Origin of the sequence: Aestuariivirga litoralis, from assembly GCF_003234965.1 — a bacterium.
In the GTDB taxonomy this organism is placed as follows: domain Bacteria; phylum Pseudomonadota; class Alphaproteobacteria; order Rhizobiales; family Aestuariivirgaceae; genus Aestuariivirga; species Aestuariivirga litoralis.
Genome location: NZ_QKVK01000003.1, coordinates 273804 through 291834, shown reverse-complemented (window position 1 = coordinate 291834; position 18031 = coordinate 273804). Strand labels below are relative to the sequence as shown.

The window sequence follows — 18031 nt, the reverse complement described above, 5'->3', positions numbered from 1 at the left end:
AGCTAGCCTTCGCTTCCAAATGCCTTCAATGGTTGGAGCCTGAAGTAGGGCCACTGCTCCTCACGCCCCGGTGTGGAGTTTGAAGCCTGTGATGCCAGCATACGCGCAACGCCGATACCTCCACTCTGGGCATAGACACCAGCCAGCTGATCCGCCGCCATCGACCGCCAAACGCCGGCCGACGGACCACCCCCGAAGGCACCCGACTCAGACTCGGGCAGCAGAGTTTCAAACAGGCTGCGCAACACGACCTGCTCGAAGCTACGGAATAGTTTGGGTTGGTCGACCGCCATGCCGTCGCGAGCACCAGACAACCCGTGCTCAGTAGCGAGGACCACTTCTTGCCCGCCTTGACTTGCACCGAGAGGCGCTGACTGATCGATCGCTGCGGCAAAGGCTGACTCCCCCTCGCTGATAGACTGCAGACGTCGTGCTGCCGCCTGGTGGCGGGCTGGATCAGCACTGCGGATGACGTCTGCAACGAGGTCAGATGGAAGGCTGACGGCCATTTCGTCGTTTCTCCCGAGACTTCTTCACTTCAACACGCCACCCTTGCGCGGAGCTTTCTCCTGCATGGCAAGTGCGGTCTCGCCAATCTCCGCGTTCATCATCCTGCGCATCATCACGGCGGCCTGTGCATCCGCCTTTCGTTGCAGGGCATCTTGCCGCGTCCGCACCTGCCGCAACTGAGCCAGCAGGTCCCGCCGAAGCGCATCGTTCTCTATGGTCGCATTGTCGAGCTCCGTGAGACGACGCAGTGCCGCTGCATAGAAGGTCAAACCCTCCATGCTTATCCTCTCAAGCGCCGCAAGCGTGCCGGCGCGGGTGCTTGCAAGATCGTTGCCGCGCCGCTGACTTGCTGCAATCTTCGATTCGAGCAGCTCAGCAAGATCTGCCTGCGCACGAGCGAGCCTCTGTAGACGTTGGGAGGATCTGGTCAAAATCCACCGTCCCTGAGCCACGCCTGATAAGAGCCAGTAAACACCATCGCCCAATCTACCCAGACAATGTAAAACAGAAGAAATCCCCCCAGCATCACCGCACCCGTGGTTGCGTGGTAGACAGAAATCTGCTGCGCAAAGCGATTGCCAATGCCAAGTGCGACATTGACCATCACACCATAAAGCAGAAACGGTGCCGCAAGGCGCAACGCCAGGAGCCAGGTTTCGGCGAGAGTCGTCAACAGATTGGTGAGAAGTGAACCAGCCCCGATCCAGTTGCCCAGAGGCATAACCGCATAGGAGTCTATCACTGCCCGCAAAAGCTCCAAGTGAAGCCCCATCGCGAAGATCAAGGTGACCGACGCCGTCGACACCAGGGTCGACAATGGCGAGCCAGTGTCCGACTCCTCCAGAGGAATGCCCGGGATGCCGGAGAGCCCCACGAAGTTCGAGATCGCAGTCGCAGCAAACTGCAGCGCGAGAAAAAAGCATCGAGCCAGCAGGCCAATCATCACTCCGACAAGAGATTCTGACAGGATCAGCCATAGCCTGCGATCATCAGAGCCCCGAGACAGATCAGGAAAAGTCCCGGGCATGAGCATGGGTGCGACAGCAACAGTGACAGCTAGGGCTGCAAAGAGCCTCACGTGCATCGGGACACGCGGACTCGACAGGCCCGGCGCAAACAGCATGCATCCCCCGATGCGACAGAACAGCAGGAAGAGGCCAAGCAGTTGCGTCTCGATGGTGTGCGTCATGACAGAGATGCAGCCACCTCCAACCTCACACCCCGGGATATCTCGATATGCGATAGCACGGGAATGGCCGGAAACAGACGATCCACGATCATGCGCACATAGGGCCGTACCTCCGGTGCCGTGACCAGGGCAAACTGCTCCCCGCGATCAACGAGCGACTTTACCGCGCTTGAGAGCTCACCTGCGAACTGCTCAATCATCCGGCGCTCGCGCCGCGGCAGCACCAGCGTGCGGCCACCCACTTCCGGGTCGCGTCCGTCATTGAACACGCGAAGGTCTCCAAGGTCGGCCGCCTTGGCTGGCATCGCGGTACGGCGCCGGATGGCCCCGATGCGGGCGATGATTTCCCGCGCATGGACCGGCTTTCGCACCACGTCGTCCACGCCAGCGGCGAAGAGTTTCAGGGTTGCCTCGAGTCCGGTCGAGTCGTTGAGGGCAATGGCCGGTGCCTCCGACTTCGTCTTGATGGCCCTCGTCACCGTTTCCCGCTGCATGAAATCGCCGAGGATGAAGGCTTCTACTGCGGCGATATCAGGTCCGCTCGTGGAGTGGAACCAGTTGGCGAAATCTGACGGCGTGAAACTCGCAGCAGATATCCCCTCACGCCCGAAGCTGGCGCGATAGGCGTCGGTTACGTCAGTACGGTCATCAACGAGAATGATCATGGCGGCAATCTGCTCCTCTGGGCGAATCCGGATGGACTCACACGGTTCACGGAAGCAGTTTCAAGAACAGCCCGTTAATAATTGTTTAAAACTGAGTAATATCATGCCATTGCACATCGTATAAATTGAATTCAATGGAATTATACTTCGCTATATATCTGTAAGTGAACTTCAGAGATAGATCTATATTTGGATTAATCACGAATACTAACGAGAAAGCTTGCCGCAACAGAACGATGGGGACCACACTTTAAAAGCGTAAATAGATCATGATACACCCTTGACGGGAAAACAGAGCGATGTTTAAAGATCTGAACTGGCGATCAACTCAACCATCGGAAAGGAACAAGCCATGGACGATCAACTCGACAACATTGGCATGACTCCGGCAGGCAACAGCTATGAGCCGCAGGACGGGTTCCTCTTCATTGGCGAATTGGCCAAACTCACCTCCACCGATCCCAAGACCATTCGGTTCTACGAGCGGGTCGAGCTGATTTCACCAGCCCGCCACGGCCGCTTCCGCACCTATCTTGCAAGCGACGTGCGCCGGCTGAAAAACATCCTCACCCTGCGGCGCCTTGGCGTCCCCATCGCCCAGATCCGCGAGATCCTCGATATGCTGACGCCTGAGGAGGATGTGCTGTCCAGCGAGAAGGCGGTGCGGCACCTGAAGCAGCACCTCGACCTGCTCAAGAACCGTCAGGACGAGCTCAGGCAGCAGATCGAGAAGACCCACAGCGCCCTTGAAAGCCTGGTCGCCTAGACGATGCCGGCCGAGGTGCCCTCCACTGGCGGCCGCTCTTTCGTCTTTTCGGCGCGATAGCCGCTCGAGCGGTACAGGCCGATCGGATCAATGGCGCCGCCCTTGCGCCGCCGTGCCTCGGCGAGGATGGGCGATACGTCCGTAATGAAAGCCTGCTTGACGATGCGGTGCCCCAGCATCACGTCGCCGCCGTCCTGAGCCGCCGAGAGCAACTCCCGGTCGATCAGCGAGGCCTGTACGAAGGCCCGCTGGATTTCGATCGCCGACGCCATCAGGCTCTCGATAGGGTCGGTCACATTGTGCGACTGATCAATCATGTAGGCAGGTGAAAAGCCCTCAGCCTGACGCAACTCCGCATCCACGAGCTCATTGAACACCAGGAAGAGGCGGAAGGGATCGACGGAACCGGAGTCGAGGTCGTCGTCACCGTACTTCGAATCGTTGAAGTGGAAGCCTGCGAGCTTGCCGGCCCGGATCAGGCGCGCCACAATCTGCTCTATGTTGGTATTGGGCGCGTGGTGTCCAAGGTCGACGAGGCAGCGCGCCTTCGGTCCCAGTTCCAGTGCCGCCATGAAGCTGGAGCCCCAGTCCGAGATCACCGTTGAATAGAAGGCAGGCTCGTAGAGCTTGTGCTCGAGGAAAACCAACCAGTCCGTGGGCAGCGCGTCATAGACGATCCGCAGCGAGTCCATGTAGCGGTCGAAGGCGGCGTTGAGGTTGGACTGGCCCGGGAAATTTGAGCCATCGGCTATCCACACCGTGAGCGCGGTCGAGCCCAGCTGGCGTCCGATCTCGATGCATTCCAGATTGTGCTCCACCGCCTGCATGCGTGTGGCCTTGACCGCATGGGTGAGGGAGCCAAACTTGTAGGAGTGCCGCTGGCCGCGCTGGTCCTGGAAGGTGTTGGAATTCACTGCATCGAAACCGAGCTCGTGGCGCGCGGCCTCCTGGCGCAGCGCGTTGTAGTCCGCCACCTTGTCCCACGGGAAATGCGGTGACACTGTAGGGGTAACCCGTGTCAGCTGGTTGATAACCCCGCAATCCTCCAGCTTGTCATGGATATTGCGTGGCTCGCCCGGTCCGGGGAAGCGTGCGAAGCGCGTGCCGCCGGTGCCGACACCCCAGGTCGGAACGGCGACAGCGTAGGTCATCGCCCGCTCCGTCATGGCCTCGATCGAAATGCCACGGCGTGACAGCTGCCGGCCGAGAGCCTGATAATCCTCAGCCTGGGCAGCCTCGAGCTTCGCGTTCTCCGCTGCAAGAAAGTCTGCCGAAATCGCGAAACTCATCGTGTCACCTCGTGAAGGATGCTGCATTGCCCGCGTCAACGTTCAAGAAATTGCCCGTTGATTTGTTGGAAAGGTCTGACGCGAAGAAATAGACGCCCTCGGCAATATCCTCGGGGTAGACCGAGCGCTGCAGCAGCGAGCGCTTGCGGTAATGCTCCTCCAATTCGTCCTGCGAGATTCTGAGCGAGGCCGCGCGCTGCTCGCGCCATGGGCCCTGCCAGATCTTGGACCCGCGCAGCACGGCATCCGGATTCACCACATTGACGCGAATGCCGTGGGGCGCACCCTCCAGCGCCATGCAGCGGGCAAGATGCAACTCACCCGCCTTCACCGCACAATAGGCCGACGCGCCGGGCGAGGCAGCGACGGCGTTCTTCGAGCAGATGAAGACCATGGAGCCGCCGAGGTTCTGCCGCTTCAGCAGTCTGTAGCCCTCGCGCCCCACGAGGAAATAACCCGTCCCCATCACGGCCTGGTTCTTGTTCCAGAGATCGAGCGTCGTATCCTCAACCGGTGCCGCGATCGTAATGCCAGCATTGTTGACCACGATGTCGACGCCCCCGAAAGCCAAGGCGGTCTCGTTCATGGCCTGAACCACGGCCTCCTCCGAGGTCACGTCCATCTTCACGCCGCGGACGTTGTCCCTCCCGTATGTCTTTGCGAAGCCCGCCGTCACCTCGTTCAGGGATACCTGGTCGATATCGGCGAGCACCACACAGGCGCCCTCCGAAAGCAACTTCGATGCGATAGCCGAACCGATGCCGCCGGCGCCTCCGGTGATGAAGGCGACGCGTCCAGCCAGGCTCTTGGGCTTCGGCATGCGCGAGAGCTTTGCTTCTTCCAGCAGCCAGTATTCGATGTTGAAGGCCTCCTGCTCGGGCAGGCCCTTGTAAGCCGAGACGCCGGAGGCGCCGCGCATCACATTGATGGCGTTGACATAGAACTCCGCAGCAATGCGCGCTGTCGCCTTGTCCTTGGCGAAGGACAGCATGCCGACGCGCGGCACGAGATAGATCACCGCATTGGGATCGCGGATGGCAGGTGAGTCCGCATGCTTGCAGCGCTCGTAATAGGAGGCATAGTCGGCGCGGTAGGCCTCGACCAGCGTGTCGAGCGCTGCGCCATCCGCATCATGGGGCACGATCAGCGGGCGGATCTTGGTACGCAGGAAGTGGTCGGGGCAGGAGGTGCCGAGTGGGGCGAGCTGCTCCAGCATGTTTGAGTTCACGAATTCCAGCACCTCGGGCGAGTCGACGAAATGTCCGATCTTGCGCTCATGCTTTGAAATGCGGCCACGGATCTCAGGGAGCAGGCGCAGAGCCGCGGCGCGGCGCTCCGATTCGGGCAGAGCCTCCACCTTGGCGCCCTTGAACGCCGGCTTCACGGCGTTGCGGTCCAGCCAGACGGCGGCCTTGTTGATGATGCGAAGCGTGGTGTCGTAGCACTCCTTCGCCGTCTGCCCCCAGGTAAAGAGGCCGTGGCTGCCGAGGACGACACCCACATAGTGCGGGTTCTTCTTCGCCATCTCGCCCAGCTTGATTCCAAGGTCGATGCCGGGCCGCTGCCACGGCAGGTAGCCCATCTCGTCGCCGAAGATCTCCCTCGTCAGCTTTTCTGAGTCCTCGGACGCTGCAATGGCGATCACCGCGTCGGAATGCACGTGGTCGACATGCGGGTAGGGTACGTAGCCGTGGAGGCAGGTGTCGATCGAAGGGGCGCGCGGGTTCAGGTCGAAGATGCAGTGGTTCAACGCGTGCACCATGGCGTCTTCCTGGTCGAGGCTCTTGTAGAGGCCCTTCAGGCTCTCCAGCCTGTCCATGTAGAGCGTGGCAAAGCCGTCGAGCTTCATCGAACCGATGTCGCCACCGGAGCCCTTGACCCAGAGGACGGTCGTAGGCTCGCCCGTCAGCGGATCCTTCGCCACGACTTTGGCGGAGGTGTTGCCGCCGCCGAAATTGGTGATGCGCAAATCCGCGCCCAGCAAGTTGGAGCGATAGAGGAGGAGGCCCGGCTCGTCCAGCTTGGCGGCCTTGGCATCATCCCACAGGGAGGGGACAGTGGCGGAATTGCTCATGAGACTCTCGCTTTCGGAAAGGGGTGGAACGCGCCGGGGTCTGCCCGGCGCGCTCAGGGTTTGGTTTAGAAGTCGAACTGGCCAATGTTATCCTTGGTGAAGGTATAGGGCGCACCCAGCAGGATTTCGGAGCCGTTGATGACCTGGAGATCGCCCAGCTTGCCCGCCTTTACCGAAGTGGCGCCCGGCTGCAGCGTGCCGTCGGCAACCGCGCGCAGAACCTGCATGGCAGCGTAGCCGAGGTCCACCGGGTTCCAGAGGACGACGGACTTCACACATTCCTTCTCGACATAGGGCTTCATCGCATTCGGTGTGGCGAGACCGACGACCGCGATCTTGCCGCACTTGCCAGCCTGGGTCACGGCCTCGGCCGAGGCGGGTGTCGCAACGGATGTCATGCCGAAGATGCCCTTCAGGTCATCGCCATACTTGTTGATGAGCGTGGTGGCCTGGTTGAAGGACAGGTTGTTGTCTTCCTGGGCCTCGACGGTCTCCAGCCACTTCATCTTCGGGTGGCACTTCTCGGCATAGGCCGCCATCTCGGCGATCCAGCGCGCCTGGTTCGGCGTGGTGAAGGTCGAGGTGACGATGGCCACGCCCGCGTCCTCGCCCGCTTCCTTCGCCATGTTGTCGACCAGCGCCTTGGCGATGCCGTTGAACTCCGCCTGGTTGACGAACCACTGGCGCGCATCCGGCGTCGAGTTGGCATCATAGCCGACGACGTTGATGCCCTTCTCCAACGCCTTCTTGAGGACAGGCGCGATCGCCACCGGGTCATTGGCGGCGAACAGGATGCCATCGACGCCCGAGGTGATGTAGTTGTCGATGAAGGTGATCTGCTCGTCGATGTTGGCCTTGGTCGGGCCGTCGGTCTTGGCCTTCACGTTGCCGAGCTCTGCGGCTGCATCGGCGATGCCCTTCGAGGTGGCGTTGAAGTAGCCAATGCCGATCAGCTTCGGCACGTCGACGACGTTGATCTCCTTGCCTTTGCGGTCCGGCGGGTTGGTGGGAACGCCGCCGTCATAGGGCTTGGCGGCGACCGTCGCAGGCGTCGCGTCGCAGGACAGCGGGTTGGTGGGCTGGTCATCGCCGCCGGTCCAGGCGGAGGCGGCCAGCGCCGAGCCGCTCATGAGGCCGAGGCCCACGATGGCGGCGAGCGTCAGTTTCTTCATGTCGTTTCTCCCATGTTCGTCTCCTCGCTCACAGGCGGGTGAGCCGGAGACAGCCTCCCTTGGTCAGCCGCCTCTGTTCCTGTCGAACAGCGCGCCCACGAGGATCGCGCCGATCAAAACCAATCCGATGACGACGATGGTGCCGTCACCCTTCACGCCGGACAACGCCAGTCCGTTCTTGAGCGCCTGGATCAGGATCAGGCCCAGCGCCGTGCCGATGATTGTGCCCCGGCCGCCGAAGATCGAGGTGCCGCCGAGCACGACGGCGGTGATCGCATCCAGTTCAAGTCCGGTGCCCATGTCGGAACGCGTGGTGGTGACTCGCGAGACGAAGATCACGGCGGCCAGAGCCGCACAGAAGCCGGAGGCCGTGTAGATCCAGAGCTTCGTTGCATTGACGCGGATGCCGGAGAAGCGTGCCGCCACTTCATTGGCGCCGATCGCATAGGTGGCGCGGCCGAAGGGCGTGAGGCCGAGAATGACGGCGGCGATCACCGTGACGATGCCGAGCACCCAGAGCTGGAAGTGGACACCGAGCACCTCGCCCTGGCCGAAGAAGAAGAACCACTCGGGGTAGCCACGCACCGAGCGCGCCTCGCTGATGCCTTCGGCAAGGCCGCGATAAAGGGCAAGTGTCGCCAGCGTGGCGATCAGGGGTGGCACGCTGAAACGCGTGATGATCAGTCCGTTCACCCAGCCGGCGAAAGTGCCACAAGCCATGGCAAGCACAATGGCCGCGGGGAGCGGCAAGCCGAGGTTCTTCCAGAAAACCCCGAGCAATATTGCCGTGAGGCCAAGGATGGAGCCGACCGAGAGGTCAATGCCGCCCGTGACGATGACGAAGGTCATGGCGACCGAGACGAGGCCGACCTCCGCCATCAGGCGTCCCTGGTTCAACAGGTTGTCCACCGTGAAGAACTTGTCCGACAACGAGGCGAGCACCACCATTGCGATGACGGTGAGCACCGCGAGGATCGTCTCATGCCGCAGCAGCTTCGATTGAGCGCCAGTCATTTGGCCCTCCGGCGGCGGGCCATGTCAGCGAGAACCGTGGCGAGGATCATCAGACCCAGAACGGCGCGCAGCCAGTAGGCCGAGACGTTGAGGAAGATCAGCGCGGAGCCGATGCAGGCGAAGAGGATGGCAGCGAGTGTCGAGCCGATCACCGTGCCGGTACCACCGAGAATCGACACGCCTCCGATCACCGAGGCGGTGATGACGGTGAGTTCCAGGTTGGGCGGCACGGTGGACTGGATCACCTGCAGCTGCGTGGCAAACAGGATGCCCGCGATGCCGGCGAAGAGGCCGTGCAGCGCGAAGACGCCGATCACCGTGCGCTCGGGATTGATGCCTGCCGCGCGCGCCGCTTCCATGTTGCCACCCACGGCATAGATCGAGCGGCCGAAGTCGGTATAGCGCAGGAAGACGGCTGCGATGATGGTGAGCGCCACCATGAACCACACGGCAGAGGGAATGCCGAAGGGCCGCATCTGGGCGATCATGAATTCGGGCGGCATGTTGGTGATCCACTCGCCCTGGGTTGCGCTGATCAGGCCGCCCTTGAGGATCGACAGCATGCCAAGTGTCACGACGATTGACGGGATGCGCGTATAGGCCACCAACGTGCCGACACCGGCATTGACCGCAACGGCGAAAAGAATGGGCACGCTCCATGCCATCCAGATCGGGTAGCCCTTCACGGCCAGCGTGCCGGCAATGGTGGCGATGACGCCGATGAGGGCACCCACCGAGACGTCGATGTGGCCGGCGATGATGATCATCGACATGCCGATTGCCGCTATGGCGATATAGGCATTGCCGGCAAAGATCGAATTGATGTTGGTGTCGGAAAGGAAGCGCGGGTTGATGGCGCCGACCACCACGAAGAGCGCGACGATGGAGAGCAGCACCACGATCTCCTGGCCGTAGCCGGAAAGGAAACGTTGCAGGTTGGAGCGGCCGGGGGAGAGGGCGACATCGCTCATGCCGCCTGCTCCTTGGTGTAGCTCCGCGTCATCACGGTGCCCACGGCTTCGGCCGTGGCGTGTTCCTTGTCGAATTCACCGACGATCCGGCCGCCATTCATGACCAGCACACGGTCGCTCATGCCCAGCACCTCGGGAAGTTCGCTCGAGATCATCAGGATCGCCATGCCCTCGCCGGCGAGCCGGCGCATGAGCTGGTGGATCTCGGCCTTGGCGCCGACGTCGATTCCGCGGGTCGGCTCGTCCATGATGAGGATGCGCGGGTTGGTGGCGAGCCACTTCGCCAGAACCACCTTCTGCTGGTTGCCGCCTGAGAGCTGGCGCACCGGCTGCTCCGGGCCCCGTGCGCGGATACCGAAGCGGGTGATCGCCTCGCGGGCCCCTGCCGCGACCCTTGCGGCATCGATGAAAAGCCCCCGCGTCAGACGCTTCAGGTTGGCAAGTGCGATATTGTCTTCGATCGTCTGTGGACGGATCAATCCCTGGTGAGCCCGGTCCTCCGGCACATAGGCGATCCGCAGGTCACGTGCCTGCTCGGGCGAGGTGATGGTGACGGGCTTCCCGTCGATGAGTATCTGGCCCGCCGTGGCAGGCGTGATGCCGAAGATGGTGAGCGCCGTTTCCGTGCGGCCCGATCCGACGAGGCCGGCGAGGCCGAGGATTTCACCGCGGCGGATCTGGAAGGAAATGTCCCGCACAACGCTTCGGTGCGCGACGTTCGCGAGTTCGAGGACGACGTCCCCATCCTCGCCCTGCTTGGCGGGATAAAGCCGGTCGATCGGGCGGCCAACCATCATCGAGACCAGGGTCGGCTCATCGACCTCCGACACCGCCTTCGTGCCGACGAGATGGCCATCGCGCAGCACCGTGACGCGGTCCGCCAGGGCAAAGATCTCCGGCATGCGGTGGCTGACATAGACGATGGCGACGCCGCGCTTCCTCAGGTTCCGGACGATGCTCATCAGGCGCTGCACGTCGTGTTCGGCCAGGGCTGCGGTGGGCTCGTCCATGATCAGCACGCGCGCATCCTGCGCCAGGGCGCGCGCGATCTCTATGCGCTGGCGGTTGCCGACCGAGAGGTGCGCGACCTTCTGGTCGATGTCGAGGTCACCGCTGTCGAGTTCCTCCAGCAGCTGGCGCGCGCGGCGGCGCATGGTGGTCCAGTCGATGGTCCCGAGCGCGGTCTTGGGTGTCTGGCCGAGGAAGATGTTCTCCGCCACTGTCAGTTCGGGGAAGAGCAGGAGTTCCTGATGAACGGTAGCGATGCCGGCGGCATGGGCGTCCTTCGGGGTGGCAAAACGGATGGCCGCGCCATTGACGCGGATCTCGCCCTCGTCCGGCTGGTAGAGCCCAGCCATGATCTTGATGAGGGTGGACTTGCCGGCACCATTCTCACCCATCAGGGCATGCACCTCGCCGGGGCGCATGTCGAAGGAGACGTCATTCACCACCTTGATGCCGGCAAAGGACTTGGAAATGCCAAGGAGCGCGATGGGGAGCACGACTTCACTTGCCGCTGCGGCACCAATCTGCTCGGCTCGCATGTGTTCGCTCCCGTTTCATCCGCCGCCGTCCATGACTCATTTTGTCCATGGATCCCTGGAGGTTCTGTTTACACTGCCTCGACGGTGAGCGATAATAAACATCCGTGAGTAAAAAGCGTCAAGTGAGTTAGTTTATGAGCTTTGAGTGATTTTTGCAGTGCACAAATGATTAAAAGTGCTCATGTGATCAAGAGATAGTATGACGGAAGCAGAACGCCACAAGCTCATGCTGGATCTGTTGCGGGACCGGCCTTTCGCCTCGGTGCGGGACTTGCAGGGTGTGGTGGATGCCTCTCCGGCCACCATCCGGCGCGACATTGCGAAGCTCCACGCCACCGGTGCGGTACGCAAGGTCTTCGGCGGCATCGCCGCCGCAGAGACGGGAAGTGCCGAGGGTGTCACCGCGCGGCCCTTCACCGAGAACCAGATGCTGGGAGTCGCCGCCAAGAAGGCCATCGCGCGGGAGGCGGCCGCACTTGTGCAGGACGGGGACGCGCTGATCATCCACGGCGGTTCGACGTGCTATCTCTTCGCGCTGCTGCTGGCCAATCGCAACGTGAGAATTTACACCAATTCAATGCCGCTCGCGGCAACCTTGTGGCAGAACGGCACCTGCCATCTCACACTGGCGGGAGGCGAGCTCTATCGGGAGCCGGGCATCGTGTATGCACCCCACGCAGGACCTCCCGATTTCTATGCATCCAAGTTCTTCCTCGGCGCGCAGGCGATCACGCCGACGGGAATGCAGGAATCCCATCCTCTTGTGGTGAGGGAAACCGCGCTTTTGCTTGAGCGTGCAGATGAGGTGATCGTTCTGGCCGACAGCCGCAAGTTCGGCCTGCGTGCCAGAAACCCAATGATGCCCCTCACCCGCATCGGGACGCTGATCACCGACGATGGCCTGACGGATGCAAATCACAAGATGCTCATGGACGCAGGCATCCGGGTGATCATCGCTCGCAGGACTCCAGATTTTTCGTGATTTTCGGGGCTCCTGCCCAAACTTGGCCGGGTTCTTCGGGTATAAGTCCGCGTATGTCCCGAGTGCTTCTTCCCGTCTTGGCCATCCTGCTTTTTGTCTTCGCCCTGCCAGCGGAGGCGCAGACCCTGAGTACCAGCCAGTTCCGGATCGAATGGCAAGTCACCAACCGGTTCCGGCTGTTCCAGGATCCCATGTTCTTCCGCCAGCACGAGAATGCCTGGCGGCAGTACCTGCTCCACGTCGACCAGCAAGGCATGGCTTCGGATGAGCGCGACTCCTTCGTCGCCCGCACGTCCGTCCTCGGCTCGGAGCATGTCCTGAACGATCGCTACATCGCCTTCAGCAATATCCTGCGCAAGAATTTCGACTGGCGCGGCTGGGCTGCCAAGGGCCATGACGGGCTGTGCTACGATGGGCGGAAACGCAGCCACTCCGCCTGTGGCGGAATTGATGCCTATGTCATGCCACAATCGCATGCAATCGAGATGTGGCTATCCGGCCAGAACGTGCCAGCAGCGGCGGTGTGCGAGTGGCGCATCGGCGGGCAGCTCGTTGCCCAGACCTCCTGCTCCGACCGGGTGAGCGGCGAAGGTGTAGCGTTGCCATATCCGGGTGGAGCGGAGATTTCGGTGAATGTCGTGGGCGAAGCGCCGATCATCACGGCGGCGCGCGTCAAGGACCTGCTGATTGCCGGGCTTGGGGACAGCTTCGCCTCCGGCGAGGGTAATCCCAACCGGCCCGTGGCCTTCAGCGATACACGCCGCTTCAGGAATTTCTATCCGCTGCGCCGCCAGAACGACGCTGGAGGTGGCGCCGAGTGGACGGACGAGCTTTGCCATCGCTCCCTCTATGGCCAGCAGCTGCGAGCGGCCTTGCAGATCGCCATCGAGAACCCGCAGTCCTCCGTCACCTTCCTTGACTACTCCTGCTCCGGCGCCAGCATTGCCGACGGGATTCTCGGCCCGCAGACCTATGTGGAACGCCTTGCCAGCACGGAGCGATCGGCCCAGCTGGCAGCTCCGATGATCGCCGGCGGTCCCAAGGATTCGCAGCTGTACCGCATGATGCGTGAATTGTGCCGCGAGACACCTGAAATGAAGCGCGGTCTTCCCACCTGTCCGGAAAGCAACTTCCGTCGCCCGCTGGATTTTGTCTTTCTCAGCGTCGGCGGCAATGACATCGGCTTCTCGAATATCGTGGCCTGGGCCTCGCTGCGCGACTCCGCTTCGGCCACCATCGCCTCGTTCTTCGGTGCCACGGTGAGTGCAAAGGAATTTGCTGCGCGCATGCGGGACATCCTGCCGGAAGCCTATGCCAACCTGGCCTCCGCGCTGGAAACCACCGTCCCGGTGACGTCTGCTGCCGATGGCGTCTTTGATCCTTCGCGCATCGTGCTCACCGCCTATCCTGATCTCGTGACGAACGAGGCAGGGGATTTGTGCGAAGCGTCCCCGGACGAAGGCGATGACGAGGACCGCTATGCTGCGAACCAGTCTCTCGACATGTTCTCGTCCTGGCTGACGGCGCAACCCGACCGACTGGCCAAGGTGCGCGAGCAATTCTCGCTGCTCTACAGACGCATGAAGGATCTTGCGGGCGATCATGGCTGGACCTTCGCGGGCCGCATCTATGCCGACAAGATGTTCGAGGGGCATGGCTTCTGCGCCCAGAACATCAAACGCATCGCAGACCCCGCAGAGCAGCTGATGATCCCTTGCTATGGAACGGCCGAGCGCGATACGCAGACCTGCCAGACCAGCCTCTCCGGCAAGGAAGGCTCCTGGCGGCCCTATAACCCGGCCACCCAGAACTATCCCTATGCGCTGCGGCAGCGCTGGGTGAGGACTTTCAATGATGCCTACATGGTCATCAACCAGAAGGTCCGTGACCGGTTCGGCAAGCTGGACGAGAAGGCTTCCGCCGCCGTCTTCTCGGAAACCACGGGTGCGCTTCACCCGTCAGCCGAAGGTCACGCCGCCATGGCAGACAGCCTGATGCTGACGCTGCGCCCGGTCCTCTATGACATGCTCTACGGTGAGCGCTGATCGTCCTTGTGGAACTGGATGAGGATCTGGCCGAGGCGGACGCCCCATTTGCTCATGGTCGAGCGGTTGAGCACGAGGCGCGGTCCGGCCTGATAAAAGGCATCCTCGAAGCGCAAGGTGATGGCGCGGCCACCAACCGGAATTGTCAATTCCGACGACAGATAGGCCACACCCTCCTCGCAGCGGCCGACCGCATCCGATGCCGAATCGCCGGCGCGCCCGGTGAAGCTGCGGTCAGAGCCACGGGTGAGAATCCAGGTCCGCTCCTGACGTTCGCCGTCGTCGAACAGGAACTGCTCATGCAGGCTGAGGGTGTTGCCATCCGCCTGTCCGAACAGATCGATCGTGAAACGTCTGCGGAGGCGGCCGCGGCGGTCTTCCACATAGCCCTGGGCATGGGTGCGGCCTTCCAGCCAGGCGAGAAGGTCGAAGGGAGCTGTGTCGTTGCGCTTGAGCATGGCCGCACTACGGCGCCTGGCGCGCAGCCGATCACAAGGTCCGGTGGAAACGGTAGATGCCCACGTCGATCGAGCCCTCGCGGAAACCAGCCTCACAGTAAGAGAGATAGTACACCCAGCGGCGCCGGAACCTGGCGTCAAAGCCCAGACGCTCGATCTCTGGCCAGGCTGCCTCGAAGCGCTCCCGCCACAGCGCCAGGGTGCGGGCATAATCCTGGCCGAAGATCACGACGGGTTCGAAGCTGAGTCCGGCGCGACGAGCCTGCTCGGCGAGGATCGACTTGGTCGGCAGCATCCCACCCGGGAAGATGTAGCGCTGGATGAAGTCTGCCTTGCGGCGGTAACCGTCATAGAGGCTGTCCGCGATGGTAATGGCTTGGACAGCAGCGCGCCCGCCAGGCTTCAGACGGTCATGCAAGACCTTGAAATAGGTCGGCCAGTTGGCCTCACCCACGGCCTCTATCATTTCGATCGAAGCGATGGCATCGAACTGCCCGGTGGTGTCGCGATAGTCCTCAAAACGGATGTCCGCCCGTTCCCCGAGGCGGTGGCGCGCGAATTCCAGCTGCTCGCGCGAAATCGTGAGGCCCGTGACACGATGGCCGTGCTCAGCCGCAGCCTCGGCGAATCCGCCCCAGCCGCAACCGATCTCAAGGATCTCTGACGGCCTTTCGAGGCAAAGAGCATCGACCACGCGCTCATATTTCGCGACCTGGGACGCTTGCAGCGTTTCCGCGCCGCCACCGAACAAGCCGGAGGAATAGCTCATCGTGGGGTCGAGCCACAGGGCGTAGAACGCATTGCCGAGATCGTAATGGGCGCTGATGTTGCGGCGAGCCCCGGCCTTGGTGTTCTGCCGCAGCAGGTGGAAGAGGCGATCCCCCAGGCTCTTGAAGAAGACCGACTTGCCGGCCCGGTTCAGGGCTTCCCGGTTGCGGAGGTAGAAGCGCAGCACGGCGGTGATGTCGCTGCTTTCGAGGTCGCCCAGGATGAAGCTTTCCCCAAAGCCCACCGCGCCACGACGCATGGCGGACAACACGGGCCGAAAGTTGCGCAGGGTCAGGTCGCACTGGATACCGGGTTTCTCGAAGCCGACGCGATGCTGGCGTCCGGACGGCAGCGTCAGGGTGAGGCCGCCTGCCAGATCGCGCGGTAGGAGACGGCGGCCGGCGGCGGCGATGGCCTGTCCCACAAGGCTCTCGCGCGCGTGTAGCGTTCCGGTGGTCATGGCTGTGAATGTGCCTCGGGCAGAAAATCGACGGTGTGGTTCGGGCCGCGGGGGCGGCGGTTGAGCTTGAGGCCCTTCCACCAAAGTTTCAAGGCATGGAGATGAATCGCGCCGATGACCTTGAGCGTGAGAAGCGGAATGCTCAGAAAGGACCGCAGCAGGTTGGCATCGGTCAATGGCTTGCGCTGGCCGCTCACATAGGCCTTGAGTACCGGCTTGTCGCCCACGGTGAGGGCGACGCCGAGCGCAATCCTCTCCTCGGGCAGGGTGAAGTTGAACAGGTAACGCCCTTCGACGGCATTGAAGGGCGACACGAAGAAATGCTTGGGAGCACTTTGCTGCGCCACGTTGCTTTTGACGGGCAGCACATAGGAGTGGCGGCCTCCGAAGGTGTTGTTCACCTCGTAGATCATCAGCCGGAGCCGCCCTTGCGCATCGACCCCGTAGTATACTGTGAGAGGATTGAACACGTACCCCAGCACGCTCGGGTAGCAGAACATGAAAATCCGCCGCACGCCCTCGCCGCCCTCAGCGGCGCGCACCAGGCTCCAAGCGTGTTCGCGAACCGGCGTGCCGTCTCCGGGTCCGTGATTGCGGTCCATGATCGAGAACAGGTTCAGGCGATTGTAGCTGAAGAGCCGGCAGGACCGGGCCAGCTCATCCAGCCTGTCGACATCGGCAAGAATATTGTACACGCGGTAGCGAAGCTGGTGACGCAGCGGGCTAAGCCGCCGGTGCACCACTTCGCCATGATAGAGGCAGGTTTCCGGCATCACTCGGCGGGCACCTGGAGGGCCGGTACCTGCGGATCCTGTGGGCCAAGGTGAATGCGGCCGGATTCATTGGCAACCGACCAAGGGCGCCTGAGGCAGCCCAGCCTCTCCGCCACGGCAAGGCCGGACTGGATGCCGTCCTCGTGGAAGCCGGAGCCCATGTAGGCGCCGCAGAACCAGGTGTGCTGCACACCCTGAATGCTCCAGACCTGGCGCTGGGCGGCCATTGCAGCCGGATCGAAGATGGGGTGCGCGTAGTCGAACTCTCCCAGCACCTTGCCCATGTCAGGCTCCGTGAGCGGATTGAGGCTGACGAACAGCGGCACGTCGACGCTCAGCGGCTGCAGTTTGTTCATCCAGTATGTCACGGAGCTGGCTGATGTGCCGTGCGGGGGCAGGCCAGAGAGATAGTTCCAGCTCGCCCACAGCCGGCGTTGCCGGGGCATCAGGCGCTGGTCGCGGTGCAATACGGCGCGGTTCTGCGAGTAGCGAAAGCAGGAGAGCAGGCGGCGTTCCTCCGGCGAAGCATCGGCCAGCATGGCAAGTGCCTGGTCGGCATGGCAAGCGAGCACGACGTCATCAAAGGCCTGCTCCTCGCCATTGACGGCCCGAAGCGTCACGCCGGAGGCGTGGCGGCGAATGGCTGCAATCGGTGTGCGAAGCCGCGTCTCGAAGGCGCCGTCGCGGATCACGCGCGACACATACTCGCGCGAGCCGCCCTTTACGGTGCGCCACTGCGGGCGGTCGCGGATCTTGAGCAATCCATGGTTTTCGAAAAACCGGATAAAAGCCTTGGCCGGATAGTCGCACATGTCGCCTGGTGCCGCAGACCATATGGCGCCGGCCATGGGCAAGAGATGGCGGTCGCGGAAATAGTCGGAATAGCCTTCGGCGGCCAGGAACTGCCCCAGCGTCACGTCATCGGAAAGGGCGGACAGCTTGCCGAGCGCCGTCTTGAAGAAGCGCGGAATGTCACGCAGCATCTGCCAGTGGCCGGCATTCAGCAGGTTCCGGGGCTGACCTACGAGCTGGGCAAGACCCGAGCCTGCATATTCATAGGCACCTTCGCCCATCGAGACCGAGAAGCTCATGTTGGAGGGCGCGGTTGGTACCCTCAGCCGGGCGAACAGCGCCGTGAGATTGGGGTAGGCCGGCGGATTGTAGACGATGAAGCCGGTATCGACGGATACCTCCGCCCCGTGCACGTCACAGTCGATGGTGTTGGCATGGCCGCCCGGGCGGGTGTCGGCCTCGATCAGGGTGACGCGATGGGTGCGCGACAGGAGCCACGCGGCCGAAAGCCCCGAAATGCCCGATCCGACGACGGCGATGTGGCGTAATCTCACTGCAA

At 62.4% G+C, this 18031-nt stretch carries 17 protein-coding genes; 3 read left to right on the top strand and 14 right to left on the bottom strand.

From position 1 onward, the window contains the following. Positions 1–2: 2 nt before the first annotated feature. The 4 genes from DK847_RS08645 to DK847_RS08630 are packed head-to-tail and all read right to left on the bottom strand — an operon-like array spanning position 3 to position 2364. On the bottom strand, positions 3–509 hold the full coding sequence (locus DK847_RS08645; protein WP_111197786.1) for a rod-binding protein: 507 nt from the start codon (positions 507–509) through the stop codon (positions 3–5). A 24-nt stretch (positions 510–533) separates the two neighbouring features. Beyond that, the gene (locus DK847_RS08640) at positions 534–941 is read right to left on the bottom strand and encodes a hypothetical protein (protein WP_111197784.1); all 408 of its coding nucleotides are present in this window, start codon (positions 939–941) and stop codon (positions 534–536) included. Next, entirely contained in the window at positions 938–1699 is a 762-nt protein-coding gene (locus DK847_RS08635; RefSeq protein ID WP_111197782.1) for a flagellar biosynthetic protein FliR, read from the bottom strand. Before DK847_RS08635 ends, DK847_RS08640 begins: the two co-directional genes overlap by 4 nt. Beyond that, entirely contained in the window at positions 1696–2364 is a 669-nt protein-coding gene (locus tag DK847_RS08630; RefSeq protein WP_111197781.1) for an FHIPEP family type III secretion protein, read from the bottom strand. The genes DK847_RS08635 and DK847_RS08630 overlap by 4 nt, the downstream gene beginning before the upstream one ends. A gap of 352 nt (positions 2365–2716) precedes the next feature. Between DK847_RS08630 and DK847_RS08625 the strand changes: the two genes are divergently transcribed. Beyond that, positions 2717–3130 carry a helix-turn-helix domain-containing protein gene (locus tag DK847_RS08625; RefSeq protein WP_111197779.1) on the top strand — a complete coding sequence of 138 codons (414 nt, stop codon included), beginning with the start codon at positions 2717–2719 and terminating at the stop codon, positions 3128–3130. Here DK847_RS08625 and rhaI read toward each other — a convergent pair. The 6 genes from rhaI to DK847_RS08595 form a co-directional block, all read right to left on the bottom strand. After that, positions 3127–4419, bottom strand: a complete 1293-nt coding sequence (gene rhaI / locus DK847_RS08620) for an L-rhamnose catabolism isomerase (protein ID WP_111197777.1) — start codon at positions 4417–4419, stop codon at positions 3127–3129. The two genes, DK847_RS08625 and rhaI, sit on opposite strands and share 4 nt — an antisense overlap. Before the next feature lie 4 nt (positions 4420–4423). Further along, a complete protein-coding gene (locus DK847_RS08615; RefSeq protein WP_111197776.1) occupies positions 4424–6493 on the bottom strand; it encodes a bifunctional rhamnulose-1-phosphate aldolase/short-chain dehydrogenase in 2070 nt (689 codons plus the stop codon). Positions 6494–6558: 65 nt separating this feature from the next. Beyond that, on the bottom strand, positions 6559–7665 hold the full coding sequence (locus tag DK847_RS08610) for an autoinducer 2 ABC transporter substrate-binding protein (RefSeq protein WP_111197774.1): 1107 nt from the start codon (positions 7663–7665) through the stop codon (positions 6559–6561). A gap of 63 nt (positions 7666–7728) precedes the next feature. After that, positions 7729–8679, bottom strand: coding sequence for an ABC transporter permease (locus DK847_RS08605; protein ID WP_111197772.1), 951 nt, complete (start codon positions 8677–8679; stop codon positions 7729–7731). After that, positions 8676–9650, bottom strand: coding sequence for an ABC transporter permease (locus DK847_RS08600; protein WP_111197771.1), 975 nt, complete (start codon positions 9648–9650; stop codon positions 8676–8678). The genes DK847_RS08605 and DK847_RS08600 overlap by 4 nt, the downstream gene beginning before the upstream one ends. After that, the gene (locus DK847_RS08595) at positions 9647–11194 is read right to left on the bottom strand and encodes a sugar ABC transporter ATP-binding protein (protein ID WP_111197769.1); all 1548 of its coding nucleotides are present in this window, start codon (positions 11192–11194) and stop codon (positions 9647–9649) included. The genes DK847_RS08600 and DK847_RS08595 overlap by 4 nt, the downstream gene beginning before the upstream one ends. Before the next feature lie 199 nt (positions 11195–11393). Here DK847_RS08595 and DK847_RS08590 point away from each other — a divergent pair, with 199 nt between their 5' ends. Further along, positions 11394–12176 carry a DeoR/GlpR family DNA-binding transcription regulator gene (locus DK847_RS08590; protein WP_111197767.1) on the top strand — a complete coding sequence of 261 codons (783 nt, stop codon included), beginning with the start codon at positions 11394–11396 and terminating at the stop codon, positions 12174–12176. A 53-nt stretch (positions 12177–12229) separates the two neighbouring features. Then, complete coding sequence (locus DK847_RS08585; protein ID WP_146256081.1) at positions 12230–14221, top strand: SGNH/GDSL hydrolase family protein; 1992 nt, start codon at positions 12230–12232, stop codon at positions 14219–14221. Here the strand turns inward: DK847_RS08585 and DK847_RS08580 are convergent. The 4 genes from DK847_RS08580 to DK847_RS08565 are packed head-to-tail and all read right to left on the bottom strand — an operon-like array spanning position 14206 to position 18026. Further along, positions 14206–14679, bottom strand: a complete 474-nt coding sequence (locus tag DK847_RS08580) for a DUF3833 family protein (RefSeq protein ID WP_111197764.1) — start codon at positions 14677–14679, stop codon at positions 14206–14208. The genes DK847_RS08585 and DK847_RS08580 overlap by 16 nt on opposite strands. A 31-nt stretch (positions 14680–14710) precedes the next feature. Next, positions 14711–15907, bottom strand: coding sequence for an SAM-dependent methyltransferase (locus DK847_RS08575; RefSeq protein ID WP_111197762.1), 1197 nt, complete (start codon positions 15905–15907; stop codon positions 14711–14713). Continuing rightward, complete coding sequence (locus DK847_RS08570) at positions 15904–16680, bottom strand: DUF1365 domain-containing protein (RefSeq protein WP_111197760.1); 777 nt, start codon at positions 16678–16680, stop codon at positions 15904–15906. Before DK847_RS08570 ends, DK847_RS08575 begins: the two co-directional genes overlap by 4 nt. Beyond that, on the bottom strand, positions 16680–18026 hold the full coding sequence (locus DK847_RS08565; protein WP_245414563.1) for an NAD(P)/FAD-dependent oxidoreductase: 1347 nt from the start codon (positions 18024–18026) through the stop codon (positions 16680–16682). The genes DK847_RS08570 and DK847_RS08565 overlap by 1 nt, the downstream gene beginning before the upstream one ends. Between the last annotated feature and the right edge of the window lie 5 nt (positions 18027–18031).